The sequence below is a fragment of the Acidimicrobiia bacterium genome, from assembly GCA_012959995.1.
GTDB lineage: Bacteria > Actinomycetota > Acidimicrobiia > Acidimicrobiales > MedAcidi-G1 > MedAcidi-G2B.
Window position 1 is genome coordinate 39,450 of record DUCC01000014.1, and the last position, 25,978, is coordinate 65,427.

A 25,978-nucleotide genomic window follows, 5' to 3' on the forward strand; every position below is an offset into this window, starting at 1 on the left:
AGATGTGGTGGGAGTCAGAGGCGATCAACGATGGCCGAAGCAAACTCCGAGCACTTCACCTCGGTGGCTCCCTCCATCAAACGAGCAAAATCGTAGGTCACCACTTTGTCCACAATGGCGGCCTCCATGGCAGTCACGATGTCATCGGCGGCATCTTTCCAACCGATGTGTTCAAACATCAACGCCCCAGACAGCAAAACAGAAGACGGGTTGACCTTGTCTTGACCGGCGTACTTCGGGGCCGTCCCGTGGGTCGCTTCAAAAATGCCGTGCCCGGTGACGTAGTTAGCGTTACCACCCGGAGCAATACCAATGCCGCCTACTTGTGCCGCCAAAGCATCCGACAAATAGTCCCCATTAAGGTTCATGGTGCCAATCACATCAAACTCAGCCGGACGAGTCAACACCTGCTGCAAAGCAATGTCGGCAATAGTGTCTTGCACCAAAATTTTGTCCCCCGGGTCGCCACCGCAATCTTCCCAAGCCACGGCCACGTCAGAAAACTCTTCTTTCACCAACTCGTAACCCCAGCGTTGAAACGCCCCTTCGGTGTATTTCATAATGTTGCCCTTGTGTACCCAATGCACCCGCGGCAATCCACGGTCAACGGCGTACTGCAATGCAGCCCGTTGCAACCGCTGCGAACCCGTTTTAGAAATCGGCTTAATGCCAATGCCGGAATCTTCACGAATTTTCCATCCAAAAGCGTCTTCTAGAAGTTCCCGCAGTTTCAAAGCATCGGGGGTCATGGCCTCTACCTCAAGACCAGCGTAAATATCTTCAGTGTTCTCGCGAAAGATCACCATGTCCACCAACTCGGGGTGTTTCACCGGGGAAGGGACGCCCTTGAAATAACGCACCGGGCGCAAGCAAACATAGAGGTCCAAAATTTGGCGAATAGCCACATTCAGGCTACGGAACCCTCCACCAATGGGGGTAGTCAACGGGCCCTTAATGCCAATCAGGTGGCTGTCGAAAGTTTCAATAGTTTCTTGAGGAAGCCAATCGCCGGTTTCGTTAAAAGCTTTTTCACCAGCCAGTACTTCTTTCCACTCCACCTTGCGGCCGTGTTTAGCCGCCGCCGCATCAAGCACCAAGCGAGCCGCTGGCCAGATATCGACCCCCGTACCGTCGCCTTCGATAAACGGAATAATGGGTTCAGTGGGAACATTTAATACGCCATCGGCGCTCATAGAAATTTTTTCAGCCATGCCTTGACCCTATCGGCACCGTTACCGGACCAGAGAGGCCACCAGAAGAGAACGCCTTACTCGGAACTACTTAAATCATCTCCATGGAGGTCAAGAACGCCCTCTACCGCCTCGGCGCTGTTCAAAGAATACAAATGCACCCCGGGTGCCCCCAGATCTACCAAATTGGCGACCATGGCCGCCGCTTCATCAACGGCTATCCGCAAACGCTCCTTCGGTTCGGCAGCCTCCAAGCGGTTCCACAAATCAACGGGAATAGCAGAATTATTCATCTCGGCGAAGCGTTTCACCGACGAGGGATTAGTAACCGGAATCACCCCAGGGATGACCGGAGTGGTGCAACCCAACGCAGCAAGTTCATCTATTAGTTGGGCATAAACCTTTTCATCAAAAAAGAACTGTGTAATGGCGAAATCTGCCAACGAGAGTTTGTGCGCCAAATGTCGACGATCAGTTGCTCGATCTGGTGAGCGAGGGTGTACTTCGGGAAAAGCCGCTACCCCAACGGCCACATCTGTCTCCTCTTGAATAAATGTCACTAGATCTGTGGCATAACGAAAGCCACCGGCCACGGTTTCTTCGGGGCGTGGATCCCCCGCCAAAGCCAAAACGTTAGCTACCCCCACCGCCTGATGGTCGGCCAACAAGGCCCGCACCTCAGCTTTAGTGTGCCCAATACCCGTGAGGTGCGGCATGACCGGGCAACGGTGGCGGGCCGACACATGGCTGGCCGCCACATCAGCCACCATTTGGCGAGTACGAGCTCGGTCGCTGCCCCCCGCACCGTAAGTAACCGAAACAAAATCCGGGCGTCGATGGGCCAACCGAGCGGCCGACCTTAAAGCCGCCTCCCGAGCCGGGCCCGGCGGCGGCGGAAAATATTCAAAAGATAACGTTCGACGTTTGGCTAAAACATCTGGGATACGTTGCACCAGCGCACCCTAAAGAACCTTTCGGAAACAAACCCACCTCGCTAAAGGCATCGTCACACAAGGTTCATGTGGCAACCAAAAGGCGGGAAAAACCACCGCCAGCATCCCACGAGGTGGCAGAAACTACGACCCAGAGCGCTCGGCAGCCTCCACCGTGTTACGCAACAACATGGCCACCGTGGTGGGGCCCACCCCGCCCAAACGAGGGGTTATCCACGAAGCAACCTCTTCGACCGACTCATCAACATCAGCCAACAACTTTTTACCCTCCCAAGAAATACCCCCGCTCACCACCACCGCGCCAGGGCGCACCATGTCCGGAGTAACAAAACCCGGGATACCCACCGCAGCCACCACAATGTCGGCCTCTCGAGTTAAGTCGGCCAAGTTTGGTACCGCCGAATGCACCACAGTGACCGCCGCATTAGCCCCCGGGGCTTTAGTAGTCAACAACAACGACAACGGGCGACCCAGAGTGGGCCCTCGACCAATAACCACCACATGGCGACCCGATACCTCAATGTCGTAATGCACAAACATGGCCACAATGCCCGCCGGGGTACACGGCACCGGGCCTTCTTCTTGCAAAACCAGTTTGCCCAAGTTGGTGGGGTGCAAACCATCAGCATCCTTGCCGGGGTCCATCGCTGACAAAGCAGCGTTGAAATCAAAACCATCAGCCACCGGGTGCTGAATGATGTAACCATGCACCTCGGGGTTGGCGTTAAAATTCTCCACCGCCTCCAACAGAGCCTCTGGCGGATCACCAGCGTTTACTTGCAAATGATGCGACGCAATACCCACCGCTTCACACGTTTCATGCTTCTTACGCACATACCCCGCACTGGCCCCATCGTCACCCACCAAAATGGTGCCTAAGCCCGGCGTAACCCCCCGGGCTTGCAACGCTTGTACCCGGATACGAACATCATCGAGGACAGCCTCCGCAACGGGGCCGCCTGCTAAAAGTTGTGCAGTCATAGAGCGGAACTCTAGTGCTAAATGTTTCGCAGCGGAAGCACTTACCTAATGGCGGAAATGCCGCTGGCCGGTAAACACCATGGCCATACCGGCTTGGTTAGCGGCCGCAATAACCTCATCATCTCGCACGGAGCCACCAGGCTGGATAACTGCCGTCGCACCCGCCTCAATTGCTGCATCCAAGCCGTCACGAAAAGGGAAAAAAGCATCACTGGCACACGCCCCACCCAAGGCACGGCCGGCTGCTTTGTCGGTAGCAATCCGGCCCGCATCTCGACGGTTTTGTTGACCCGCCCCAATGCCCACCGCTTGACCGTCTTTAACCAACACAATGGTGTTCGATGACACTCGGGCTGCCACCCGCCACGCAAACACCAAATCTTCCCATTCGGCCTCCGTGGGTTCCCGTTCGGTAGCCACCGACCATCCGTCCCGATCCACGGTCACTGCGTCGGCAGTTTGCACCAACAGGCCTCCGTCTATATTGCGCACCTCTCGGTCAGGCCACTGCGGAGCCGGCGCTTCCAAAATGCGGAGATTCTTTTTTTCTTTCAGCAACAACAAGGCCTCTGGTTCAAAGCCCGGGGCCACCACTACCTCAGTAAATACTTCGCTCACCGCTTGAGCCATAGCCAGCGTCACCGGACGATTCACGGCCACAATGCCCCCAAAAGCCGACACTGGGTCACCCGCATGGGCCGCCAAGTAAGCCGCTGTGATGTTGTCTGCTACCGCCGCCCCGCAAGGGTTGGCGTGCTTGATAACCACCGCCGCTGGGCCATCACCCAAGCAATGCACCAACCGCCAAGCTGCCTCCGTGTCAAAAAGATTCAAATACGACATGGCCTTACCGCCGTGGGTAATTGCTTCATCCCACCAACCCGACTGGCCAGCCAACCGATAGCGAGCACCCACCTGATGGGGGTTCTCGCCGTACCGCAAATCTTGCACCCGATCTAAAGCCAAATGCAAGGAAGGCGGCAAAGGGTCAGCGTCTTCATCAAACCAACCCACAATGGCGGCGTCGTAAGCCGCCGTATGGGCAAAAGCATCCCGCGCCAACCGGCGGCGGGTAGCGGTCGACAACTCCCCCTCCGCTTGCAACTCGTTGAGCACCACCGGGTAGTCCTCCGGGTTGACCACAATGCCCACATGGGCATGATTTTTAGCGGCCGCCCGCACCATGGTGGGCCCACCAATATCGATCAACTCAATGCTGGGATCCGAAGAAAATGGGTACAAGTTACCCACCACTAAATCAATGGGCGCAATCCCACGTTTTTCTAAATCAGCGAGATGCTCTGGTTTAGACCGGTCGGCCAAAATGCCGCCATGGATAACCGGGTGCAATGTTTTAACCCGCCCCCCCAGCATTTCTGGTGCCCCAGTGATCTCCGCTACCTCAATTGCTGCAACCCCGGCTTGGGCCAATACTTGCGCCGTGCCCCCGCTAGACACCACCTCCCACCCCAAAGCCACCAGGCCTTTGGCGAACTCAACAATGCCCGCTTTGTCATACACCGACAGCAACGCTCGACGAGTGGTCATACGCAAACTCCTTGGTTAAGCACCCGAGCAATAGTGGCCGGGTACAGGCGACGCTCTACATCTTTTATACGTTCATGCAAAGTGGCCGCCGTATCGTCAGCCTCTACCGGCACCGCTTCTTGGGCCAAAATTGGGCCAGAATCCACGGCCAAAGTAGCCACATGCACCGTGCAACCAGAAACCTTCACCCCATGAGCCAAAGCGGCCTCCACAGCATGCCACCCCGGAAAAGCCGGCAACAACGATGGGTGCGTGTTCAAAATACGACCAGCGAAACCCTCATAAATAGGAGCAGCCAAAATAGTACCGAACCCCGCCATAGCGATTAAATCCACCTGATGGCTTTGAAGAAATTCAGTGATTTGCTGGGTATAACCCTCTCGGTCAAAAGCCGCCCCGAAAGTTGACCGCTCTACCACCTCAGCGGTTATGCCATGGCCCAATGCTCGCTCAATCGCCAAACAAGGGCGATCAGCAACCACCAAAGCCACCGGCAAACCAGCAGCCACCATGGCATCTAAAATAGTCCCGGTTCCCGAAACCAATACGGCAAGTTTCATGCCTGCGACGGTAGCAGAAGCACCCCGGCGCCCTTGTTTAGTTCGCGTCTAAATCGGCCACAATGTCAGCCATATGCTCACCGGCTTCGGTGGGGTTCAAACCAACCCGCACCCCAGCGGCCCGCAACGCATCCATCTTGGCTTGCGCCGTGCCTTTGCCGCCCGACACAATGGCCCCGGCGTGACCCATTTTCTTACCCGGAGGGGCTGTCACCCCAGCCACATAAGCCGACACCGGTTTAGACATGTGGTTCGCGATGTATTCGGCCGCTTCTTCTTCAGCCGAACCACCAATTTCACCAATCATCATGACCGCTTTGGTTTCTGGATCATTTTCGAAAGCCTCTAAACAGTCGATGAAAGACGTACCAGGCACCGGGTCGCCACCAATGCCCACACAAGTGGTGCAACCAATGCCTTTTTCTTTCAACTCGTACAACGCTTGATAAGTCAAGGTGCCAGAACGACTGACAATGCCCACCGGGCCGCCCGGCTCAGCAATATGTCCGGCGGTGATACCGATGTTGCATTTCCCCGGAGAAATAATGCCCGGGCAGTTCGGGCCCAACAATTGCACCTGAGGGAAGTCTCGACGCAAACGGTTATAGAACTCCGCTTCATCGTGAGCGGGCACCCCTTCGGTGATAGCCACAATGAACTCCACCCCACCCTCAGCTGCTTCGAGCACCGCACCACGTACCCCGGCGGCCGGAATAAAAATACAAGAAGCGGTAGCGCCCGTGGCATCTACTGCTTCGGCCACGTTGGCGTAAATAGGAATGCCTTCTACCTCTTCGCCTGCTTTACGCGGGTTGGTGCCGGCCACAACTTGGGTGCCGTACTCCCGGTTCAACAAACCGTAGTAACGGCCTTGGCTGCCGGTTAACCCCTGATAAATAACTTTGGTGTTTTCGTCAACAAAAATACTCATGACTAGGCTTCCTTTCCGGCTAAAGCCACTGCTTTACGGGCTGCTTCTAACATGGTGGACGCCATCTGCAGCGACTCCGACAAGTGAGGAGCCAAAATGGCTCGCCCCTCATCGGCATTGGTGCCATCAAGGCGAATAACAATAGGAGCCTCAATATCGACCCTCTCTAAAGCACCGATGATGCCGTTAGCCACCTCTTCGCCTCGGGTGATGCCACCAAAAATGTTGATGAAAATTGATTCCACCGCCGGATCATTATTAATGACCTCTAATGCTCCGGCCATGACCTCTGCGTTGGCACCACCGCCAATATCTAAAAAGTTGGCGGCCCCGCCGCCCACCTGATTCACTACATCCACGGTCGACATGGCTAAACCAGCACCGTTAGCAATAACCCCCACCGTGCCGTCCAAGCCCACGTACTGCAAGCCTTTTTCGTGGGCGGCGGCTTCACGCTCGTCACGGGTCTGTGTTTCTTCAAAGGCGGCGTACTCCGGGTGGCGAAACACCGAGTTGCCGTCCAAAGTGACCTTGGCGTCCAGCACATGCACTTTGCCTTCGGGAGTCAAAATCAACGGGTTGATCTCCACCAAATCAGCGTCACCCTCTACGTAGGCTCGGTAAAGGCCCAGCAAAATTTCTACCGTCCCCTCCACCGCCGCTTCAGGCAGGTTGGCCGCCGCCACCCAGGCACGAGTTGTCTCTTCATCAAGACCATCTACCGGATCAACCCAAATCTTGGCAATAGCTTCCGGGTTTTCTTCAGCCACCGTTTCGATTTCCACTCCACCTTCGGCAGAAAGCATGCCCAAATGTTTTTTAGCCGAACGATCCAAAGTAAAACTGGCGTAATACTCCTCAGCAATATCGGATGCTTTTTCAATCCAAACCCGGCCCACCACATGGCCCTTGATATCCAAACCCAAAATATTGGTGGCGTGTTCACGCACCTCATCAACCGTGGCCGCAAACTTGACGCCCCCGGCTTTTCCTCGGCCACCGGTATGCACCTGAGCCTTAACCATGACCGGGGTGCCCAAGGCCTCCGCAGCCGCTACTGCTTGATCAACGGTAAACGCAATTTCACCAGGTGAAATAGGCAAGCCGTACTCAGCAAAAAACTGCTTTCCTTGATATTCAAAAAGATCCACCGGAAGGTCTCCTCTAAAGTAAATGTAGGGCTCGAGACGAGCCTCAGCGATACTAGACACAAAGTACCGCCGGTTCCTCCTTAGAGGAACACAACTAAAGGACAAAACAATATGCCGATCGCCCGAAAAGCCAGCCCCCAAGCTCGCCGCGCCGTAGTCATCGGCCTTTTCGGTCTGGCCATCACCCTCGGATTAATGATCCTGATGCTGCGCTTAGCCGGCACCTCCACCGAACTTGACGTACGGCTCGGCGACGATGACTTCCGCGGCATCGACGCCTTAAACCTCGCCACAGAAATTAGCGACAACGGCCCGGTGGCTTTCCCCGACCTAGTGGGAGGCGGCCGACCAATCTGGATCACTCACCTCGGCGACGACCCCGCCACCGGATGGGCCTCATTCTTTGCTCGCGTGCCCGAAAAAAACATTGACTGCCTCGCCCAGTGGGAAACCAGTAGCCAAGAATTTGTGGACTCCTGTGACAACAGCAACCGGTTCGGCTCACAAGGCGCTGGCCTTGAACAACTCACCTGGCGTGTTTTAGGCAACGAGTTACGCATAGAAATAAACGACCTCAGCGGAAACGAAGAATGACATGACCGAACGCCTCTACCTTCGTGACGCAGACCTACGAAACTTCACCGCGGCAGTAGTTAGTCACGACGGCGACCGCATCGAACTTGACCGCACCGCCTTCTACGCCACCAGCGGCGGACAACCCCACGACACCGGCCACCTCACCTGGAACCAAGGAGCAGCCGCCGTACTTGACGTACGTACCGTAGAAGGACGCGTGCTCCACAAACTGGCAGGCCCCCTACCAGAAATTGGCAGCACGGTGACCGGAGAAGTCGACGACCAACGCCGCCGCCACATGATGCGCACCCACACCGCCATGCACATTTTATGCGGCATCATGTGGCGCGACGAAAAACGAGTAGTAACCGGTGGAAACATGGACGCCCTCTCCGGACGCATGGACTTCGAAGTTGACCAACTCCCCGAAGGTTTCGCTCAACACATCGAAACCCTCTGTAACCAAGAAATCGCCGCTGACCGGTCCATCGAAGTTTCATTTCTTGCCCGCGACAACGCCGTGCTCGATCGAGACCTCATCAGAACCAAAGTCAGTTTGGTCCCCGAATCAATCACCGAAATACGGGTAGTAGACATCGTGGGTTTAGACCGGCAAGCCGACGGCGGCACCCACGTGTCATCAACCGGCCAAGTAGGCCGCATAGAAATCACCAAAACCGAATCAAAAGGCAAAGGCTTCAAACGGGTACGCTTCGTCCTCCACGACCACTAAGACCGATAACCCCAACAACTAGGGCAGCGAAGGAAGATCCAAAAACAAAGCCTGCAACATCAACGCCTCATTGGGGTTACGCACCAACTCGCCAGTGGCCTCAGTAATGAGCGCAGTAGCCGCCAACGCTCCCTCAGCCAGCGCATCATCCTCTTGGGCGTGGGCCAAATAACCACGAGCCAAAGTCGCTAAACCAAAACGCAACTCATCGTCACGCAAACGCCGAAGCTCACGCTTTTGACGACCCACCAAATCTCGTCGCCCCGCACCCCGCAAACCCAATGACTCTTCTCGCTCCACCAAATCATCTAACTCTTGTTTGTGCTGAACCGCCAACGGCCCTTCGGCATCGCTAATCAAATCACGGACCTCCGCCACCAACACCGCTACCGCCGCTCCGGTACCATCCAAACGACGCGGCACCGAGCGCCAAGCCTCCTGACGATTACTAATAGCCGGGTCAGAAACCAGCATCCGAGCCCGAGTCAAACTGCCCGCCGAGGCCTCCCCCACCAAAAGAGCGCGCTCCCCATCTACCCCCTCAGCCACCAGTGTTTCAGCAATAACCTCCGCATCAAGTGCCGGCAAATCAACCCGCACACAACGAGAAGAAATAGTTATCTGATGATCAGGAACCTCATCAGCCAACAAAACAAAAACCACGGTAGGCGGCGGCTCTTCAATGGTCTTCAACAAACTGGCTGCCGCTTCAGGCTCCGCAGTATGAAAACGATCCACCATCACGATCTTGCGCTGAGCCTCAACCGGCGAACGCGAACCCTCCACGATGATGCTCTCTGCTTCAGCGACCAACAAGGCCCGGCCCTGCGGAGAAATCTCTACCAAATCGGCGTGCTTACCAGCCGCCGCTAAACGACGATGCCGCAAACCCTCCGGGCTTTCATCTTGGCCCGCCAACAAACTGCCCGCAAAAGCCCGAGCCGCCGCTAACCGCCCCGCACCTTCTGGGCCCACCAACAAATACGCATGCACCGGGGCTTGGGCCGCCGCCTGCAACACCCGTACCGCCTCGGCTTGGCCCACCACCGTGGCCCACAATTCCTCAGCCTTCATGACAACCGGTCAGCCACTGCGGCCATAACCCGAGCCGTCACCTCATCAACGGTTCCCACCCCATCAATAACCACCCAACGGTCAGGATCGGCAGCAGCCAACGTCTGATAAGCCTCAGCAACCCGCCGATGAAAACCCTCACCCGCCTGTTCAATCCGGTCCAACGAGCGGTTCATGCGCTCCGCCGCCGTGGCTTCATCTACTTCAATAAACAGTGTCAAGTCTGCTTCTAGGCCGTTAGTGGCAAAAGCCGACACCGCCGCTACCTCAGCCACCCCAAGGTCCCGGCCAATCCCCTGATACGCCAGCGAAGAACCAATAAACCGATCGGTTACTACGTCAGTGCCAGCGGCCAACGCCGGGCCCACCACTTCCGCAACATGTTGTGCTCGAGCCGCAGCAATAATAAGCGCCTCCGCACGATCTGACGGGGCCTCCCGCTCAGGGTCTAAAACCAATGCACGCAATTGTTCACCCAACAAAGTGCCGCCCGGTTCACGAGTCAACAACGCCCCCAAATAATCAGCCAACCGTTGAGCCTGCGTGCTCTTTCCAGAACCTTCACCACCTTCAAAAGCCACCAAACGACCGGTCATACTTTTTCTCCTTCAGCACCGGCTCGTAACGACACAATGGCTACCAGCCCCGACCCCAACATAATCAATGCAGCCAACCAAAGGGTGAGACGCACCCCGGGAACAAAAACTTCCCACCCGAAAAGATTAATATGGCGATCCCAAAAATGTTTCGACAAACGATCAAACAACTCTTCAAGCAGCGGACCAACCACCAAAGCAATCAGTACGCACATCCGCACCAACAAATACAGTGTCGAAAAAATACGTCCCCGAAGCTCATCGGTGACATTTTCGTGCAACAAAGTAAAGCCCAACACATAGACCGCCCCGGCACACATGCCGATACCAAAGGTCATGGCCGCCGACAAATGGATTTGGCTAATGGAAGAAGAGGCCAACAAAAATACGCCGGCCATAACCAGCGACCAAGTAAACATGCGGGTTTTATGCAGGTGCCGCTGCGCCCAAGAAACCAAAGCCACCCCGGCCGCTACCCCCAACCCCAAAGCAGTAATCAAAAACCCATAGCCCGACTCGCCGGCCCCCAAAACTTCGGTGGCATACACCGCCCCCAACGGCACCAACATGCCGCCGCCGATCAAACCCGTTGCTAAACCCATGTTCACCGTGCGAGCCACCGGGTTAACAAAAGCAAACTTCCAACCCTCACGCAAATCAGCAATAGGGTCAGCCAAGCGCGCCCGCAAAGGTTCCCCAGCCAACGATTTACGCTTAGGACGGGGCGGCAAATGCAGCGTAAAAATTAACCCCGCGGCCACCAAAAACGTTACCGCATTGGCATAAAAAGCCAGCCCCTCTTCATGCAATTGCAGATTGTCGGCCCAAGAAGAACTAAACAAAGCGGTTGACAAGCGACCAAACAACACCATCAAACCGGCCCCCACCGGGAAGGTCCCATAAGCCGCCAAAATAGAAAGAGAGTTGGCGGTAGTCAGGTACTCTTCGGGAACCAAATTTGGGACCGATGCTTCTTTAGCCGGCGACCACAACATGGTAAACGCTTCCAAAATAAGCGAAGCAATCACCAAACCCCAAATGGTGTCCACGAACGGCAACGAAACCATTACCAAAGCCCGCCCCACATCGGACACAATCATCACCCGTTTGCGATCCCACCGATCAACTAAAACCCCAGCAATAGGCCCAAAGAAAAACCCGGGGGCGATACGGGCCGCCAAAACCATCGAAAGGGCCGCCCCCTCAGAACCTGAACCCACCCGAATAGCCAACAAGCTGATAGCCAACAGGCCCAACCAGTCGCCGGTAGCCGACACCACCTGCGCCAGCCACAAACGAAAAAACTCCGGGGTAGAAAACATGCGCACATGAAAACCTGGACGATCGCCACCCTCAGGGATAAGCAAACTCGGTTCGTCACCGAGTACAAACTCATCACGCAGTTCAGGCGGTTTATCCCCGACGGGAGAATCAGACATCACGTTAATCCTAGAAGAAATTAGCCAGTCCGCCGGTTCAACCAGCAGCTACTTCCTATTTCGTCGCGGTTTTTTCTTTTTAGCTGGGCCCTTAGCCCGCCGTTCTGCCAACAACTCGGCGGCCCGCTCATCGGTTAAAGACTCTACCGAATCACCACGGCCCAACGAAGCGTTGTACTCCCCGTCTGATACGTACGGACCGTAGTTTCCGTCTTTCAAAGTAATAATATTTCCGCTCTCTGGGTCCTTACCCAACTCACGCAACGGTGGCTTCGCCGCCCGACGGCCAAAAGCCTTGGGTTGAGCCAACAAAACCAAACACTCCTCAAGGGTGATGGTCAACAACCGCTCTTCATTATCAATATTGCGTGTTTCGTTACTTTTCTCCGCATGCTCTTTTTTGAGATACGGGCCAAACGGACCGTTCTGCACCGTAATGGGCACCTGGTCGTCTGGGTCCACCCCCACCGTGCGAGGCAAACTCAACAACTCCAAAGCATCCTCAAGGGTAATTCGTTCCAACGACATAGTCGAAAACAACGAAGCCATCTTGGGTTTAGGACCCTCCTCAACGGTGGCCAAACTGTTTAATTGTTCGAGTACATCGCCCACCCCGGTGAACGCCCCCAATGCTTCAACCAGACCATCCAAGTTTTCTTGACGATCTAACTCTTTGGCCCCTAACTCACGTCGATAGCCACCCACCGCTTCAGAAACCACCGCTCCGGGGCCTTGTTCGACCAAGCCCATCAACTTTTTACGAAGCCGCAAAAAGGAGCGGACCCCCTTCAGCCCAGCCCCAGTAATCCCAGCTTTTTCGGCTTTTCCCATAGCGGTTAAAAAATCTACGTCATGCCCGACCGCGAAATCAGAAATCTTATCCAAAGTCCCTTTGCCGATACCTCGCTTAGGAATATTGGCAATATGGCGCACCACCTTTTCATCTACCGGGTCAACAGCCAACCGCAGGTAAGACAACGCCGCCTTGATCTCTTTGCTTCGTAAGCCCACCCCCGTTAAAGCAATCAACTCTGGTGAACGCTTAATGGGGGCCGGCAAACGCCCCAAAGACACATAAGGACCAAACTTGCCTGACTTAGCAATAACCGGCAAACCAGACACCGGGTCATCACCCAGATGCTGTTCGGTGGGGGCATCCAAAAACTCCATAGCCGCCGCCACCGTAAGTTCATCAGGCGGAACGTCATCAGGAATCGAACGGCTTTCCTCACCTTTTTGCACATAAGTGCCAAACCGGCCAAAACAAGCCACTACTTCTTGGCCACCATGAGCGCCCAAAACAACCGTGGACACCCCCTTGGCATCAATATCGCCCAAACGATGGGTGACCTTGTCGTGTAACCCTTCTTCACCATCCGTGCCGAAATAAAAATCACGCAACCAAGGCACCCGTTGCGCCTCACCTCGAGAAATTTCATCAAGGTCGTCTTCCATAAGCGCCGTGAAGTTGTAATCAACCAACTTCGGAAAATGCGTCTCCAACAAAGTGGTCACCGCAAAAGCGCTAAAGGTCGGCACCAAAGCCGAGCCCTTCTTCCACACATAATCCTTATTTTGAATGGTCTCCATGATGGAGGCATAAGTAGAAGGACGGCCCACCCCGAGCTCTTCTAACTTTTTGATCAAAGACGCTTCAGTAAACCGTGAAGGTGGCTGCGTGGTATGACCCTCTGGAACAAGGTCAGCAATCTGAACGCGGTCCCCTTCACTGACCTGCGGCAAAACAACTTGCTCATTCTCGTCACTGCTACCGGCATAAACCTTGCGAAAACCAAGATGGCTAATAATGGTGCCGCTGGTAGCAAACAAGACCGGCACTTTGCTCACCATTTCAAGAGGATCTTCACCGGCTTGACCGGTAAGGCGAATCTGCACCGTCTCACCAACAACATCGGTCATCTGAGAAGCCACCGTTCGCTGCCAAATCATTTCGTAAATCATGGCTTCATCACGACTTACCTCAGCGGCCACCTCTTGAGGATCCCGAAACTGGTCGCCGGCCGGGCGAATAGCCTCATGAGCCTCTTGCGCATTACGCACCTTATTTTTATAAGTCCGAGGGGCAGGAGGCAAATAGTCACTACCAAACTGATCAGCGATCACCGCCCGAGCAGCCCGCAAAGCCGTATCCGACAAAGTGGTCGAATCGGTACGCATATAAGTGACGTAACCATTTTGATAAAGATTCTGAGCCGCCCGCATGGCCCGGCCCGACGACATTTTGAGTCGTCCGCCAGCAGCCTGCTGAAACGTCGAAGTAATAAAAGGGGCAGCCGGTCGGCGACTATAAGGCTTTGGCTTGACCGACTCCACGGTGAGCGACTCATTGGCCAAAGCGCTCGACAAGGCCACCGCCGCCGCTTCATCAAGCACCATTACCTCCGGCGAAGTAACCGCACCAGTGTCATCAAAATGTTGGCTACCGGCCACCCGGCGGCCCTTGACCTCAAGCAAAGCGGCCGAAAAAGTTTCTGGTGTTGGGGTCGTCAACTCGGCATTCAAACTCCAATACCCGGCCGACGAAAACGCCATACGTTCCCGTTCACGCTCCACCACAATGCGCGTAGCCACGCTTTGTACCCGGCCCGCCGACAAACGCGGAGCAATCTTACGCCACAGCACCGGCGACAATTCAAAACCGTAGAGACGATCCAACAAGCGACGGGTCTCCTGCGCATCAACCAGACCCTGGTCGATTTCACGCGTATTATCTAACGCTTCAGTGATGGCCTTTTTAGTAATTTCATGAAAAACCATGCGATGCACCGGCACCTTGGGTTTCAACAAACTCAACAAATGCCAAGCGATAGCTTCTCCCTCGCGATCCTCATCAGTAGCCAGAAAGAGTTGATCAGCGCCTTTCAACAACTTGCGCAACTTGGCGATCTGTTGCTTCTTGTCGGGGCTCACCACATACAAAGGCTCAAAATCGTTTTCAACATCAATGCCGAGTTTGGCCCACTTAAAATGTTTATGTGATTCCGGCACATCGGCCGCCCGCATAGGGAGATCACGCACATGGCCAATCGAAGACTCCACCTGGAAGCCTTTACCTAAATACCCGGCAATAGTTTTTGCCTTAGCCGGGGACTCAACAATTACGAGAGCGTAAGACATTTAAATACCTGCATTTTCTGATACTGACACATGCTCACTTATTGGTTTAGCGCCACGCAAAATAAATGCTCCCAACAAAGCCGCCAACAACGAAGCCACCAAAATGCCGATCTTCGCCTCGTCTTGCAATACCGGGTCAGAAAAAGCCAGCCCAGTAATAAACAACGACACCGTGAAACCAATCCCCGCCATGGCCGCTACCCCCACCACGTGGCGAGAAGAAGCCCCGCTAGGAAGACTGCATAAACCAAAGCGAACGGCCAACAAGGTAAACACCGACACGCCAATAATTTTTCCGGCCACCAAACCCAACGAAACACCCAAAGTTATTCCTGACGATGCGGCAGTCGTAATGGAGTCCACGCTCAAAACAATGCCCGCATTAGCTAAAGCAAAAAGCGGCAAAATAACGAACCCCGTTAACGGGTGCAGCAAATTTTCTAAACGTTCGGCGACTGGCACCGTTTCGCTTATTTCAAAAGCCATGCGGCGCAACGATTGGGCATCCACATCGGCTACTTCTGAGAGTTGAAAAGTTTCCGATTGTTGATCTTCTTTAATTAACGGTTTAGCAGGAGCCAAAAGCCCCATAACCACCCCAGCAATGGTGGCATGAACACCGGATTCAAAAACGGCGTACCACATCACCGTGCCCAACACGGCATAAATGGGGGTGTACCAAACCCGGGCCTTGGTTAACAAACGCACCACCACCGCCACCGCAAAAGCGAGCAATAGCCAATCGGCGGCCAACTTTTCGGTATAAAAGATAGCAATGACCAAAATGGCCCCAATGTCATCAACAATGGCCAGCGTCAACAAAAAGATTTTTAACGATGTTGGGATACGCGGACCCAATAAGGAGAGCACCCCCACGGCGAAAGCAATATCAGTAGCCATCGGAATACCCCACCCAGCCGAAGCATCACCAGAACTGTTCAAAGCAAAGTAAATAAGCGCCGGTACCACCATCCCGCCCAAAGCAGCGGCGGCAGGTAACAAGGCGGCACGGAACTCTCTGAGTTCTCCCATCACCAACTCGCGTTTAATTTCCAAACCCACCACAAAGAAAAAAATCACCATCAAGACATCGTTTACAAACTGGCCGAGAGTTAGTGGATGCCCCAGATGCTCCAAGGTTAAAAGATCACCCAAAGCCAAATGGATCTCGGTGTTCCACAAATCCGTGTAACTACTCGACCAAGGAGAATTAGCCCACACCATGGCTATCACGGTGGCCACAATAAGCAGCACGCCACCAGCGGCCTCAATGCCTAAGAACCGCTGCATAGGACGGCCCACTCTTCGAGCCAGCCGATTATCGCTCCCTAACCAGGTCAGGGATGAAGGTGTAGTTTTTCCAGCCATTTTGTCTTTTTCGTAGAGTGGAGAGCGCAGGAGACCGTAGTGGTCATCGAGCCCAGTCCCACCTTTTAATCCAATTAAGCGCTCATTGTTAAGTCACTCAAAGTTAATTTTCAATCGAATAACCGTGCCGGATTCCCCCACTTGGACCGTTGTTTCATCAGTTAAATGACGCATGAGCGAGAGGCCCATGCCCGACTCGTGTTGAAGCCGTTTAACGTCCTCAACCTCGGGGAGGTCAGGCACACTCTGCGGGTCGAAGCCCCCACCTTGGTCGGTTATTTCTAAAATGACTTGGCTACCGGTGAGATGACAACGCATGGTCACTCGATCGTTTACTAAAGATTCACCGTGGGCTTCAATAGCGTTGGTGGCGGCTTCCGAAACAGCCAAACGAAGGTCAGTTACCCGGTCGGGAGGCACGCTCGGTTGGCAAGACACAGCCGCCCCCACCACCGAACGCACCAATTGCAGGTACTCCGCTTGGGCAGGGATTCTTAGCTCCACGACGCCAATGGGCTGGTCAGAAGCCATCGCCACTACGTAGGAAAACCCAGCGGACCATTTGCTGCACTTCCCTCTCCTTGGTTGTCGCTTCGTCTTACCTCGCAAATCTAGACCTCCCGTGACCCCGACCGGGGTCATGTCTCTCTTCGCATGGTGGCTGAGCCACTCACCACAATGTCGGGAAACAAGTTTCCGATCATCGGGACATCCGTGGGATCGGTGTAAAACACCTCCACGGTGACCCGGTCACCACGAAAATTTCGTTGCACCCGCACCGCAGCAGGCGAAAAACCCGTGGAGCCGATCACCGCATTTTCAATCTTTCTTGATGAATCGCCAACTGCCGCGGCGCGTGCTCCTTCCCGCGCCGCATGCTCTACCAAAATGGCGCTGCGCACCACCAAACCCACTTGCACTAACGACAAGGCCAAGAACACCACCACCGGGAGCACTAACACCAACTCCACGGTGGCTTGGCCGCTGTCGTTTTTTACGACACGCCGGTGGTTAAACAACTACGCCACCTTACGAATCAGCGAGTTAAGTACCTTGTCAAAAAGTTGCGTCACCTTGCCGGTACCGGTGGCCCAACTGGTAACCAAAATAGCGATAGTGGCTGCGCCTAAAATTAGCAGCACATACTCTGCGGTTGTTTGCCCCCGATCATCAAGGGTGTAAAGGGTTGAATGCCAGCGAACAATACGTGCACGCATAGTGTTTCCTACTTTCATAAAATTGCATCCTCGTCATGTGGGGTTAGAGCCCCCATGAGGAGAATTTTTGAGAAGGGGAAGAAAAATCACAGGCCAACCTCCAGATTGCCCAAAGCGTCGAGCACCATAGGCACCACCGACAGCAGCACGAAAGCCGGCAAAATACAAAGAGCCAACGGGAACAACATTTGCACCGGCACCTTCCGCGCTCGCACCTCTGCCTGGCGCCGAGACCGGGCCCGTAAATTCACCGCCGCCGCATCCAACGCCGGACCCACCGGAGCCCCCAAACGAACCGCCGCCACCAAGGCCGCCACCAAGGGGCGGCCCGGCTCACCCAGTGAACTCCGCAGACCTTCTAAAGCCAAAGCCAAAGGCTCCCCACGGGCCGTGCGATCCATGGCCTCCGACGCCGCTTGAAAAGCCGGACCTTTGCCCCGCTGCGCAGCCTCGGTCAACGCCTGACCAATCGGCAAACCTGCCCCCACCCCTAAACGAATCAAACCCGCCAACCAAGGCAGATCAGCGGCTACAGCAGCTTCCCGCTGGCGGCGAGCCCGACGCTTCACCCAAAGTGGAGCCAACCACACCAACCCCCCGACCGCTAAAGCGGCCACCAGGTGCACCAGCAACAAAAACCCACCCGCCGCCACCGCTCGACCTAACCGCAAATCGGCTTGGACCGAAGCTGGCCGCTGCGCCTTTTTTCGCAACCAACCACCCAATAGTGCCAACCGGTTAGTTCGCAAAGGTTTATCGCTTCCCTTCTTTTTGAGAAGCGGCGCCGGCCGAAAAAACCGACCGCACAAAATCAGTACCCCACACACCCAAAAAATAAATACCAGGCTCACCGAACCACCCCAGAAAAAGACGTAATGCGCCACATCCACCACAAACCCAGCCCATCTAAGGCCAGCCCTATTAAAAGAATCCACCCCGCTGTTCCGCCCCCAACAAGACCACCCGACCGAAACGGAGCCGTCAACACCGCAAAAGCCAGCGGAGCTAACGCCACCACCCCAGCCGAAGCCCGAGCCTGAGTAGCCAACGCCCGAGCCTCGGCGGCAACCGCTTCTTCGTCACGCAAAGCCTCCGCTACCCCAGCCAATAAATCAGCAGGTTCACCGCCCGAAACCAAAGCCAAATCAACCGCCGCCACCACCAAATCAACATGAGTTTCAGGGCGTCGAACACTCCACCGTTCCAACGCCTCACCCAAAGGAGCACCCGCATTAGTATCCGCCGCCACCAACGCTAAATCTTCAGCCACCGGCCCCCCAGTAGTTTGTGCCTCGTTCAACGCATCGGGCAAAGTAGCCCCCGAAGACAACGAACGCACAATCTCATCGAGCACCCCCGGTAACGCCATATTGAACCTTCGGGACGACAAACGAAAACGTTGAACCAACCATCCCCCCAATAAAATGTTTTCCCGCTCCGCCGCCACCCGGCTCATCGGGTTGCTTTGACCAGGTAAACGCCGGCGCCCCATCCTCGGCAACTTTGCCCCCGCAAAAGCCACCACCGTTATCGCGGCCAGAAACCCCGCAGTCATCGGCCCCACCGGTGACCCGATTGATCAACCCCAACAGCCACTACCCCGCCGGTCACCACCATTTTTGTTGCCTCAACTTCACCCGGAGGCCGGACCTCTAAAACATCGGTCACCAAACGGCGTGCCCCCTGACGACCCATTTGCACAATGACATCTACGCTGCCCGCCACCAAAGCATCGGCCACCATGGGCGACAACCCCGGAGCGGCCAGCAACACCATGGTCGACAACCGGCGCAGGGCATCGGCGGCGCTGTTGGCATGGCAAGTAGACAACGAACCATCGTGGCCCGTATTTAAGGCCTGCAACATGTCGAAAGCCTCCGGGCCGCGCACCTCACCCACCACAATGCGATCTGGGCGCATACGCAACGAGTTCCTGACCAAATCACGGATCGTGACCTCGCCGACCCCCTCACAATTGGGGGGGCGAGCCTCGAGACGCACCACATGCGGGGCATCCAACGAAAGCTCTGCCGCATCCTCAATGGTCACCAACCGTTCGCTCTTATCTATAACCCCCGCTAACGCTCCCAACAAAGTCGTTTTTCCCGACCCCGTGGCGCCACTCACCACAATGTTGGCCCGTTGTTGCACCATGGATTGCAGCAGCGAAGCCACCTCAGGTGAAGCAAGTTCAGCCAAAGAAAACCGTCGATTTCCAAAACGGCGAATGGTTACACAAGCCCCATCAACCGCAATCGGCGGGACCACCACATTGATGCGAGACCCATCTAACAACCGGCCATCAACCCAGGGGCTTGCCCGATCCACCCGCCGGCCCGTGGGCGCTACCACCCGCTCCACCAACCGAGCCAACTCCGCTTCATCAAGACGCACCTCGGTGCGTTCTAATTGGCCTTCTCTTTCGACAAAAACCTGGCCGGGGCCATTGACCATGACCTCCGAAACGAGCGGATCCACAAACAACGGTTCCAAAGCCCCCAGCCCAGTGATGCGAGCCAACACGGCATCCACCACTTTTTGGCGAGCCACGTGACCTAACAAAGGGTTATGGCGCAGCACGAGCGCCTCCACCAATGCCTCGGCCTCCGGACCTGTCTCGCCGGTTAGTTGATCTAAAACCTCGGCATGGACAGCGGCGATCAAAGAATTCACGATGCCGCCCCTACCCCACGCAACAACACCCGGGGTGTTCGGCGAGCCAGTAAACCAGAATCCACCGCGCGGGCAATAGCCGGATCTGTCAGCACCCGCATGGTGACCGGAGCACCCACTACCTGTTCTACATCGGCCCGCCCCAAGGCTCGGCCCGGTTCTACGGTGAGCGCCACCTCCGTAGGACGGTGGGTTTGTATCGGGACCCTTCGCAACGCTAAATAACACGCTCGGGTAACCAAAATTGAGCGGTCTGCTGCCGCCAACAAAGGGTCAATGAGTACCTGCGGTGGGCCCGAATGAAACAGATTGCCCGCATCCACCACCACCGTTTGATCAAGACCAACCAAATATTCGGCCATCTCTTTCATCCGCTCAGAAATTACATCATCCCAAGAAGACATGCCTCGACCTACCAGGCGTATCTCTGAGACCTCAGTCGCTAACTGCTCAATTGCTTCGCATTCCGGACCATCAAGGGCCGAACACCAATCGGTCATACCCGGACCTGCACCATCAACACCCAATACCGACGGGAGATCCCCATCGAGGTCCAATAACCATGGACGTTTTCCTGCACGAGCCGAAGACAAAGCCAGCCCCGCTGCTACCACCGTTGTTCCCATGCCGCCTTTAAGCGACCAGCACACCATCAACATCATCAAGCCTTCCAAAAAGAATTGTCAAAGGGAAGTTGACAAAAAGGGGAAAGCAAAAGGGCTCAAAGCCGAGAACCGAACAAGGTCACCCTCAACCGGTGTGGGCACACTACCGCAAAGACCCGCTTAGACCAACCGGTAAAAAGAAGCGCCACGGCGTAAGATTTTACTATGGAAGCGGCTTTTTTTGATCTCGACAAAACAGTGATCGCCCGTGCTTCACTTGCCGCCTACGGCCCGGCCCTCCACAAAGCTGGCTACCTGAGCGCTCCTATGGCTTTGCGCGCCGCTTGGGGACAGTTGCTTTTTCGCTTCTTTGGCGCCGACGAAAACTCTATGGAACGGGCCCGCCGCACCGCCCTCAAACTGGCCGCCGGGTGGGAACAAGAAGGCCTGCGCCGTTTGGTAAACGAACACCTCACCTACGTTATTGAACCCATCGTCTACGACGAAGCGTTAGACCTCCTCAACCATCATCGTGAACAAGGAAGGCTTCTGGTTTTAGTTTCCGCCTCACCAGCAGAAATCGTGCAACCCCTCGCCACCCACTTAGGCGTCGACGAATTTATTGCCACCACTGCCACCATTGACGCCAACGGGCGTTACACCGGAGAAGTGGAGTTCTACGCTCAAGGACCCGGCAAAGCAGAAGCCATCGAAAAACTGGCCATCGAAAAAAACATTGACCTCACCAACTCGTGGGCCTACTCCGACTCGGTTACCGACCTGCCGTTGCTGGAAACCGTGGGTAACCCCGTGGCGGTTAACCCCGACCGGGCACTCCGCAAAGAAGCCACCCAACGCCAATGGGAAATACAGGAATTTGCTCGCCCGGTAGCCCTCGGGCAACGCATACCCATTGAACGCAGCAAATTGCTGGCCGTCGTCGGTACCGTCGGTTGTCTCTTCGGTATCGGATTATTCATCCGTAAGATGACCCGCCGCCAAAAGCGGTGACCATCTTCACCGGTGCGACTAAATAGACCGCACCTTTTTTACTGCTACCGATATCAGTGCGGCTAATGCAGCCAGCATGGCAAACTTTTTCATACGATCAATATAGACCGGGCATGCCACGGCCGCTCCTTCAAGATGGCCTTTCCTGTTTTTAGGCCGTAACGTTCTGCGTGGAGGTGTCTGAGTACCTGGTGGGCTCCCCCGTCTTCAAAGCGGGCGGGACGGGCGACCCCCGTCCGGCGGGTTCGATTCCCGTCCACCTCCGCCAAACAATTTTTACTTTGTTTGGCTAAATGGCCAACAGGTCGCGGGCCCCGGTGTCACTTGAAGGGTGGCGTAACTTTGACATGGCCCGAGCTTCAATTTGGCGAATGCGTTCTCGCGTCAGTTCAAAATAGTCGCCCACTTCTTCGAGGGTGCGGGGTTCCCCTCGATCTAAACCAAAACGGAGTTTTAAGATCTCCCGCTCTCGTTCATCAAGAGGAGCCAACAAGCGGCTGATCTCTTCGGGCAACAACGAGGTGGCCGCCGATTCAAAAGGAGACTCGGCCGCTCGATCTTCAACCACATCACCTAACTCAGCGTCACCGTCTTCGCGCAATGGTTCGCTCAAAGACAACGGTTCGGCAGCAAAGCGCAAAGCTTCGGTGACCTTGTCTTCGGGCATCTCAACCTCTGCCGCCAACTCAGACAAGGTAGCAGTACGACCAAACTTGATTTCTAGGCGCGAACGGGCTTTTTGAAGACGAGCCAGCGTGTCGCCAGCATGCACAGGGAGCCGAATAGTGCGTCCGGTGTTGGCGATACCACGGGTGATGGCTTGGCGAATCCACCACGTGGCGTAAGTGGAGAACTTAAAACCTTTTCGCCAATCAAACTTTTCTACGGCGTGCATGAGTCCTAAGTTGCCTTCTTGGATGAGGTCCAATAAAGGCAAACCGGAAGCCTGATATTTTTTGGCGATAGAAACCACCAGCCGCAAGTTGGATTGGGTAAACGTGCGCTCTGCTTTTTCGCCTCGCTGCAAGTTGCGCCGCAGCTCACGGCGGCGAGCGGGAGTGACGCCGGTTGCCTCATCAAGTTCGGTGCGGGCCTCAACGCCTTTTTCTATCTGCTGGGCCAAACGCACTTCACCCTCTTTGGTCAACAGAGGGTATTGACCAATATCGGTGAGGTACAGCCGTACAAGGTCTTCTTCATCTCGTTCAACCCGATTCTTCGCCACCTAAATCTCCTCCTGGTGAAGTTACCGCCGACACCAGACTTGATCGACGAAAGTGCCCTCATGGCTACTTTGCTGTGGCGTCACTTTACCGACCGACCCGGCGACCACAACGCCAAATAGTGACCTTGGTCACTTTTTTTTAAATTATTTATCCCGTCAGTGGGCGAGCCGCTTGAAGAGTTGAAACAAAAACCTCTTCCAAGGCGCCAGAAACTACAGGAAAATCTTCAAAATCTGCACCAACAAGACCGGCCACGCGAAGAACAGGCGCATCCCCCACCGTGGTCATTGCCGTAGTCAACCCCGCCACATCTTCCTGCCAAGCATTAATTACCAACCCTCCGGCCGCCAAACGTTGGCCCGGCGGCAACGCTTTTAACGCCGTTAAGAACGCTGCTACCTCTGCTGACACCGGCCCATCCAAAACTTGATCTTGCAACAACACCGATTCAGGAACCAGCGCCTTCCACCAAGCCGCCTGCTGTTCGAACCGTCGACCCAACGAACGCATCTCCGGAGCCGCAGATGCATCCAGCCCATCAGAAGCCCACTTCAAACAGTGCTCAGCAAGTTGACTACTCAACCAAGCCATTCCGCCAAAAATACGCGCCCCATCAGCGGTCGAAAAAAAGATCACCCCAAATACCTGTTAACGACCGGCAGACGCCGATCTCGCCCGAAACCTTTAATGGTAACCCGAGGACCCAACGGGGTTTGGCGGCGCTTGTACTCTGCCAAATCAACCAGGCGCACCACCCGATCCACTAAATCTTTCTCAAAACCGTCGGCCACCAAATCAGCTCGAGTGCGATCGCCTTCAATGTAAGCCTCTAAAAGTGGGTCCAAAATTTCGTACGGAGGCAACCGTTGATCGTCGCGTTGATCAGGCCGCAGCTCAGCCGACGGCGTCTTGGTTAAAATATTTTCAGGAATAACCGGGGTGTCCTCTTGTTCATTACGCCAGCGACACAGGTCATACACCCGGGTTTTGTACACGTCACGAATCACCGCATAAGCCCCAGCGGTATCGCCGTAAAGCGTTGAAAAACCCACCGCAGACTCACTCTTGTTGCCAGTAGTTAAAACCAGCCAACCAAAAGCATTCGAGAAAGCCATCAGCAAAACCCCGCGAATACGGGCCTGAAGGTTTTCATCAGTAAAGCCCGGAAGGTCTTCGCCCAAAGCGGGCGCCAACAAATGGTGAAAAGCTTGGTGGGCCTCTTCAATAGCCACCACTTGGCTTCCCAACCCTTGGCGGTCCACCAATTGTTGCGCATCGGTTATTGAATGATCACTGGAATACCGTGAAGGCATCAACACGGCATGCACATGATCGGCCCCTAAAGCATCCGCAGCGATAGTGGCCACCAGAGCGGAATCCACGCCACCAGACAAACCCAAACACACATCACTAAAACCACTTTTCTGCACGTAATCTCGGGTAGCGATTACCAAAGCGGTATACAACTCGGCCTCGGGACTTAGCGGGGTAACAATTGGTGGAGTCAACCGTTCATGACGAGGCACCGAAAGCGAAACGGGCACCACCTCAAGATCGGTTTCCGCAATCGGTTGATCAGGAACCTCAACATCAACCACCATGACCTCTTCAAAAAAACGTGAAGCCCGAGCAACAAAACTGCCCTTCGGGTCAGCCACCATGGAACCCCCGTCGAAAACCAGTTCGTCTTGCGCCCCCACCAAATTGAGATAAACAACCGGCCGACCCGACGACGAAGCAGTAGCAGCCACCACCGCTTGGCGAGCCGAAAATTTTACGTCGTCATAAGGCGAACCATTAACGGTCACCAACAACTCGGCCCCACCAGCGACGAAATCTTCAATCGGGCCATCGGGTATCCACAAATCTTCACAAATGGCCAAACCCACCCGCACCCCGGCGACTTCGAACAACTGCAGCGGCTTGGTGCCTGGAGAGAAGTGGCGGGCTTCGTCAAACACCGCATAGTTCGGGAGTTCTCGCTTGTGGTAAACCCCCACGATTTTTCCCTCATGGCAAACCGCTATGGCGTTATAAACCTGCCCTTGAGGGCCCGTATCGGCAAAACCCACCACCAAAGCACACGACCCGCTGGCCACAGCAATTTCTTCAACCGCTTTTTTACTGTCGGCCACAAAACTAGCTTTCAACACTAAATCTTCGAGCGGATAACCAGTCACCGTCATCTCAGGAAACAAAGCAAGGTCTGCGTCAGCCACCTGAGGCAAGACATCAAGCACCCGCTCAACATTGCCGGCCAAGTCGCCGACCACCATGTTCAACTGGGCCAAAGCCACACGAATGCTTGCCATAGGTAAAGCGTAGCGACCAGTTGCCGCCCTAACCCAAATAAAAAGACACCTAGGTGGTGTACCCAAGTGCCTTTCTATTTTTTGGGGGGACAGGGGTTAAGCGTTAGTAGCCGGAACCGGGAGAGGTTGGATGTTGCCACCAAAAGGGCGGACTGACATGCGTGAACCATCAAGAGAAAGCATTGAACCACTATGGCCAGCATCCATGCCCTTAGGCATTAAACCAGGAGCCATCTTTGGGCGTCGGCCAGCATGATCACCAGGAGTCACCACGGTGTTTATGCGTTCCGTAATTTTGGCCTCAACACCAGCCAACATTTCATCAGCTTGAGCTTGGTCGATCTTGCCGGCCTCAACCGCCGCAGCAGCACGCTCCGTAGCTTGCGCTACCAAATCAGCCACCAAAGCATCGACACCATCGCCGGCGATCTCCGCCAACGTCGCACCATCAACCAACTGCGCACGAAGCTCCTCAGCATCAATACCCAACGACTCAGCAACCACACCTAAACGCTGACCACCACGAGCACCTCGGTGCCCAGCGTGATCCATGGTTGAGGTATCACCTTCTTGAGCGCCGGCCGTGCCCATGGGCGACCAGGCGGCGAGAGCGAAAGACCCGCCGATGAGGGTGGCAGCGGCGGCTGCGCTAATCAGAAACTTTTTCATTGATATTCTCCTTGTGTATGCATGCCC

At 55.2% G+C, this 25,978-nt stretch carries 25 protein-coding genes, 1 tRNA gene and 1 pseudogene; 4 read left to right on the forward strand and 23 right to left on the reverse strand.

The genetic code is table 11. The features are described from left to right. Nucleotides 1-14 precede the first annotated feature (14 nt). The 7 genes from EYQ49_04195 to sucC form a co-directional block, all read right to left on the reverse strand. Nucleotides 15-1,211, reverse strand: a complete 1,197-nt coding sequence (locus EYQ49_04195; protein ID HIG25085.1) for an NADP-dependent isocitrate dehydrogenase — start codon at nucleotides 1,209-1,211, stop codon at nucleotides 15-17. Nucleotides 1,212-1,267: 56 nt separating this feature from the next. After that, entirely contained in the window at nucleotides 1,268-2,146 is an 879-nt protein-coding gene (locus EYQ49_04200; protein ID HIG25086.1) for a 5,10-methylenetetrahydrofolate reductase, read from the reverse strand. A 120-nt stretch (nucleotides 2,147-2,266) separates the two neighbouring features. Then, the gene (locus EYQ49_04205) at nucleotides 2,267-3,124 is read right to left on the reverse strand and encodes a bifunctional 5,10-methylenetetrahydrofolate dehydrogenase/5,10-methenyltetrahydrofolate cyclohydrolase (protein ID HIG25087.1); all 858 of its coding nucleotides are present in this window, start codon (nucleotides 3,122-3,124) and stop codon (nucleotides 2,267-2,269) included. 45 nt (nucleotides 3,125-3,169) lie between these two features. Next, entirely contained in the window at nucleotides 3,170-4,672 is a 1,503-nt protein-coding gene (gene purH, locus EYQ49_04210) for a bifunctional phosphoribosylaminoimidazolecarboxamide formyltransferase/IMP cyclohydrolase (protein ID HIG25088.1), read from the reverse strand. Next, entirely contained in the window at nucleotides 4,669-5,232 is a 564-nt protein-coding gene (locus tag EYQ49_04215) for a phosphoribosylglycinamide formyltransferase (GenBank protein ID HIG25089.1), read from the reverse strand. The genes purH and EYQ49_04215 overlap by 4 nt, the downstream gene beginning before the upstream one ends. Before the next feature lie 37 nt (nucleotides 5,233-5,269). Then, complete coding sequence (sucD, locus tag EYQ49_04220; GenBank protein HIG25090.1) at nucleotides 5,270-6,163, reverse strand: succinate--CoA ligase subunit alpha; 894 nt, start codon at nucleotides 6,161-6,163, stop codon at nucleotides 5,270-5,272. A gap of 2 nt (nucleotides 6,164-6,165) precedes the next feature. Continuing rightward, nucleotides 6,166-7,314 (reverse strand): ADP-forming succinate--CoA ligase subunit beta, encoded by a 1,149-nt coding sequence (sucC, locus tag EYQ49_04225; protein HIG25091.1) that lies wholly within the window; start codon nucleotides 7,312-7,314, stop codon nucleotides 6,166-6,168. 111 nt (nucleotides 7,315-7,425) lie between these two features. Between sucC and EYQ49_04230 the strand changes: the two genes are divergently transcribed. Together EYQ49_04230 and EYQ49_04235 are read left to right on the forward strand one after the other, a co-directional pair. Then, on the forward strand, nucleotides 7,426-7,908 hold the full coding sequence (locus tag EYQ49_04230; GenBank protein HIG25092.1) for a hypothetical protein: 483 nt from the start codon (nucleotides 7,426-7,428) through the stop codon (nucleotides 7,906-7,908). Between the two features lies 1 nt (nucleotide 7,909). Then, nucleotides 7,910-8,623, forward strand: coding sequence for an alanyl-tRNA editing protein (locus tag EYQ49_04235; GenBank protein HIG25093.1), 714 nt, complete (start codon nucleotides 7,910-7,912; stop codon nucleotides 8,621-8,623). A gap of 18 nt (nucleotides 8,624-8,641) precedes the next feature. On the opposite strand, the gene EYQ49_04240 is transcribed toward EYQ49_04235, so the two are convergent. The 12 genes and pseudogenes from EYQ49_04240 to EYQ49_04295 all read right to left on the reverse strand — a co-directional run bounded on the left by EYQ49_04240 (nucleotide 8,642) and on the right by EYQ49_04295 (nucleotide 20,790). Next, complete coding sequence (locus tag EYQ49_04240; GenBank protein ID HIG25094.1) at nucleotides 8,642-9,697, reverse strand: hypothetical protein; 1,056 nt, start codon at nucleotides 9,695-9,697, stop codon at nucleotides 8,642-8,644. Then, complete coding sequence (gene tmk / locus EYQ49_04245; protein ID HIG25095.1) at nucleotides 9,694-10,293, reverse strand: dTMP kinase; 600 nt, start codon at nucleotides 10,291-10,293, stop codon at nucleotides 9,694-9,696. Before tmk ends, EYQ49_04240 begins: the two co-directional genes overlap by 4 nt. After that, complete coding sequence (locus EYQ49_04250; protein HIG25096.1) at nucleotides 10,290-11,732, reverse strand: MFS transporter; 1,443 nt, start codon at nucleotides 11,730-11,732, stop codon at nucleotides 10,290-10,292. Before EYQ49_04250 ends, tmk begins: the two co-directional genes overlap by 4 nt. Nucleotides 11,733-12,800: 1,068 nt before the next feature. After that, nucleotides 12,801-14,870: pseudogene (topA, locus tag EYQ49_04255) on the reverse strand (type I DNA topoisomerase). Next, nucleotides 14,871-16,238, reverse strand: a complete 1,368-nt coding sequence (nhaA, locus tag EYQ49_04260) for a Na+/H+ antiporter NhaA (GenBank protein HIG25097.1) — start codon at nucleotides 16,236-16,238, stop codon at nucleotides 14,871-14,873. A gap of 93 nt (nucleotides 16,239-16,331) precedes the next feature. Next, entirely contained in the window at nucleotides 16,332-16,880 is a 549-nt protein-coding gene (locus tag EYQ49_04265) for an ATP-binding protein (GenBank protein ID HIG25098.1), read from the reverse strand. Next, a complete protein-coding gene (locus tag EYQ49_04270; protein HIG25099.1) occupies nucleotides 16,877-17,257 on the reverse strand; it encodes a hypothetical protein in 381 nt (126 codons plus the stop codon). The genes EYQ49_04265 and EYQ49_04270 overlap by 4 nt, the downstream gene beginning before the upstream one ends. Beyond that, nucleotides 17,258-17,473 (reverse strand): class III signal peptide-containing protein, encoded by a 216-nt coding sequence (locus EYQ49_04275; GenBank protein HIG25100.1) that lies wholly within the window; start codon nucleotides 17,471-17,473, stop codon nucleotides 17,258-17,260. A gap of 68 nt (nucleotides 17,474-17,541) precedes the next feature. Further along, a complete protein-coding gene (locus tag EYQ49_04280; protein ID HIG25101.1) occupies nucleotides 17,542-18,390 on the reverse strand; it encodes a hypothetical protein in 849 nt (282 codons plus the stop codon). Then, a complete protein-coding gene (locus EYQ49_04285; GenBank protein HIG25102.1) occupies nucleotides 18,303-19,010 on the reverse strand; it encodes a hypothetical protein in 708 nt (235 codons plus the stop codon). Before EYQ49_04285 ends, EYQ49_04280 begins: the two co-directional genes overlap by 88 nt. After that, nucleotides 19,007-19,909 (reverse strand): CpaF family protein, encoded by a 903-nt coding sequence (locus tag EYQ49_04290; GenBank protein ID HIG25103.1) that lies wholly within the window; start codon nucleotides 19,907-19,909, stop codon nucleotides 19,007-19,009. Before EYQ49_04290 ends, EYQ49_04285 begins: the two co-directional genes overlap by 4 nt. Before the next feature lie 215 nt (nucleotides 19,910-20,124). Beyond that, nucleotides 20,125-20,790: a hypothetical protein gene (locus EYQ49_04295; GenBank protein ID HIG25104.1), complete on the reverse strand. Its 666-nt coding sequence runs from the start codon at nucleotides 20,788-20,790 to the stop codon at nucleotides 20,125-20,127. Nucleotides 20,791-20,958: 168 nt separating this feature from the next. Here EYQ49_04295 and EYQ49_04300 point away from each other — a divergent pair, with 168 nt between their 5' ends. Both EYQ49_04300 and EYQ49_04305 read left to right on the forward strand, forming a co-directional pair. Next, complete coding sequence (locus EYQ49_04300) at nucleotides 20,959-21,744, forward strand: HAD-IB family hydrolase (protein HIG25105.1); 786 nt, start codon at nucleotides 20,959-20,961, stop codon at nucleotides 21,742-21,744. A gap of 172 nt (nucleotides 21,745-21,916) precedes the next feature. Beyond that, nucleotides 21,917-22,012 (forward strand) — tRNA-Sec (locus EYQ49_04305). A 21-nt stretch (nucleotides 22,013-22,033) separates the two neighbouring features. Here the strand turns inward: EYQ49_04305 and EYQ49_04310 are convergent. From EYQ49_04310 to EYQ49_04325, 4 genes are all read right to left on the reverse strand, one after another. Further along, entirely contained in the window at nucleotides 22,034-22,969 is a 936-nt protein-coding gene (locus EYQ49_04310; protein ID HIG25106.1) for a sigma-70 family RNA polymerase sigma factor, read from the reverse strand. A gap of 148 nt (nucleotides 22,970-23,117) precedes the next feature. Continuing rightward, a complete protein-coding gene (locus EYQ49_04315; protein HIG25107.1) occupies nucleotides 23,118-23,606 on the reverse strand; it encodes a hypothetical protein in 489 nt (162 codons plus the stop codon). Next, nucleotides 23,603-25,282 carry an NAD+ synthase gene (locus tag EYQ49_04320; protein HIG25108.1) on the reverse strand — a complete coding sequence of 560 codons (1,680 nt, stop codon included), beginning with the start codon at nucleotides 25,280-25,282 and terminating at the stop codon, nucleotides 23,603-23,605. Before EYQ49_04320 ends, EYQ49_04315 begins: the two co-directional genes overlap by 4 nt. A 96-nt stretch (nucleotides 25,283-25,378) precedes the next feature. Next, a complete protein-coding gene (locus tag EYQ49_04325; GenBank protein HIG25109.1) occupies nucleotides 25,379-25,951 on the reverse strand; it encodes a hypothetical protein in 573 nt (190 codons plus the stop codon). Between the last annotated feature and the right edge of the window lie 27 nt (nucleotides 25,952-25,978).

What these genes read in the sequence shown, in the direction of transcription:
- EYQ49_04195 (HIG25085.1), bottom strand. Translation starts at nt 1,211, where the DNA reads ATGGCTGAAAAAATTTCTATGAGCGCCGATGGCGTATTAAATGTTCCC.
- EYQ49_04230 (HIG25092.1), top strand. Translation starts at nt 7,426, where the DNA reads ATGCCGATCGCCCGAAAAGCCAGCCCCCAAGCTCGCCGCGCCGTAGTC.
- EYQ49_04275 (HIG25100.1), bottom strand. Translation starts at nt 17,473, where the DNA reads ATGAAAGTAGGAAACACTATGCGTGCACGTATTGTTCGCTGGCATTCA.
- nhaA (HIG25097.1), bottom strand. Translation starts at nt 16,238, where the DNA reads ATGGCTGGAAAAACTACACCTTCATCCCTGACCTGGTTAGGGAGCGAT.
- EYQ49_04250 (HIG25096.1), bottom strand. Translation starts at nt 11,732, where the DNA reads ATGTCTGATTCTCCCGTCGGGGATAAACCGCCTGAACTGCGTGATGAG.
- tmk (HIG25095.1), bottom strand. Translation starts at nt 10,293, where the DNA reads ATGACCGGTCGTTTGGTGGCTTTTGAAGGTGGTGAAGGTTCTGGAAAG.
- EYQ49_04265 (HIG25098.1), bottom strand. Translation starts at nt 16,880, where the DNA reads ATGACCCCGGTCGGGGTCACGGGAGGTCTAGATTTGCGAGGTAAGACG.
- EYQ49_04300 (HIG25105.1), top strand. Translation starts at nt 20,959, where the DNA reads ATGGAAGCGGCTTTTTTTGATCTCGACAAAACAGTGATCGCCCGTGCT.
- EYQ49_04285 (HIG25102.1), bottom strand. Translation starts at nt 19,010, where the DNA reads ATGACTGCGGGGTTTCTGGCCGCGATAACGGTGGTGGCTTTTGCGGGG.
- EYQ49_04295 (HIG25104.1), bottom strand. Translation starts at nt 20,790, where the DNA reads ATGATGTTGATGGTGTGCTGGTCGCTTAAAGGCGGCATGGGAACAACG.
- purH (HIG25088.1), bottom strand. Translation starts at nt 4,672, where the DNA reads ATGACCACTCGTCGAGCGTTGCTGTCGGTGTATGACAAAGCGGGCATT.
- EYQ49_04325 (HIG25109.1), bottom strand. Translation starts at nt 25,951, where the DNA reads ATGAAAAAGTTTCTGATTAGCGCAGCCGCCGCTGCCACCCTCATCGGC.
- EYQ49_04205 (HIG25087.1), bottom strand. Translation starts at nt 3,124, where the DNA reads ATGACTGCACAACTTTTAGCAGGCGGCCCCGTTGCGGAGGCTGTCCTC.
- EYQ49_04290 (HIG25103.1), bottom strand. Translation starts at nt 19,909, where the DNA reads ATGGTCAATGGCCCCGGCCAGGTTTTTGTCGAAAGAGAAGGCCAATTA.
- EYQ49_04235 (HIG25093.1), top strand. Translation starts at nt 7,910, where the DNA reads ATGACCGAACGCCTCTACCTTCGTGACGCAGACCTACGAAACTTCACC.
- EYQ49_04215 (HIG25089.1), bottom strand. Translation starts at nt 5,232, where the DNA reads ATGAAACTTGCCGTATTGGTTTCGGGAACCGGGACTATTTTAGATGCC.
- EYQ49_04240 (HIG25094.1), bottom strand. Translation starts at nt 9,697, where the DNA reads ATGAAGGCTGAGGAATTGTGGGCCACGGTGGTGGGCCAAGCCGAGGCG.
- EYQ49_04320 (HIG25108.1), bottom strand. Translation starts at nt 25,282, where the DNA reads ATGGCAAGCATTCGTGTGGCTTTGGCCCAGTTGAACATGGTGGTCGGC.
- sucD (HIG25090.1), bottom strand. Translation starts at nt 6,163, where the DNA reads ATGAGTATTTTTGTTGACGAAAACACCAAAGTTATTTATCAGGGGTTA.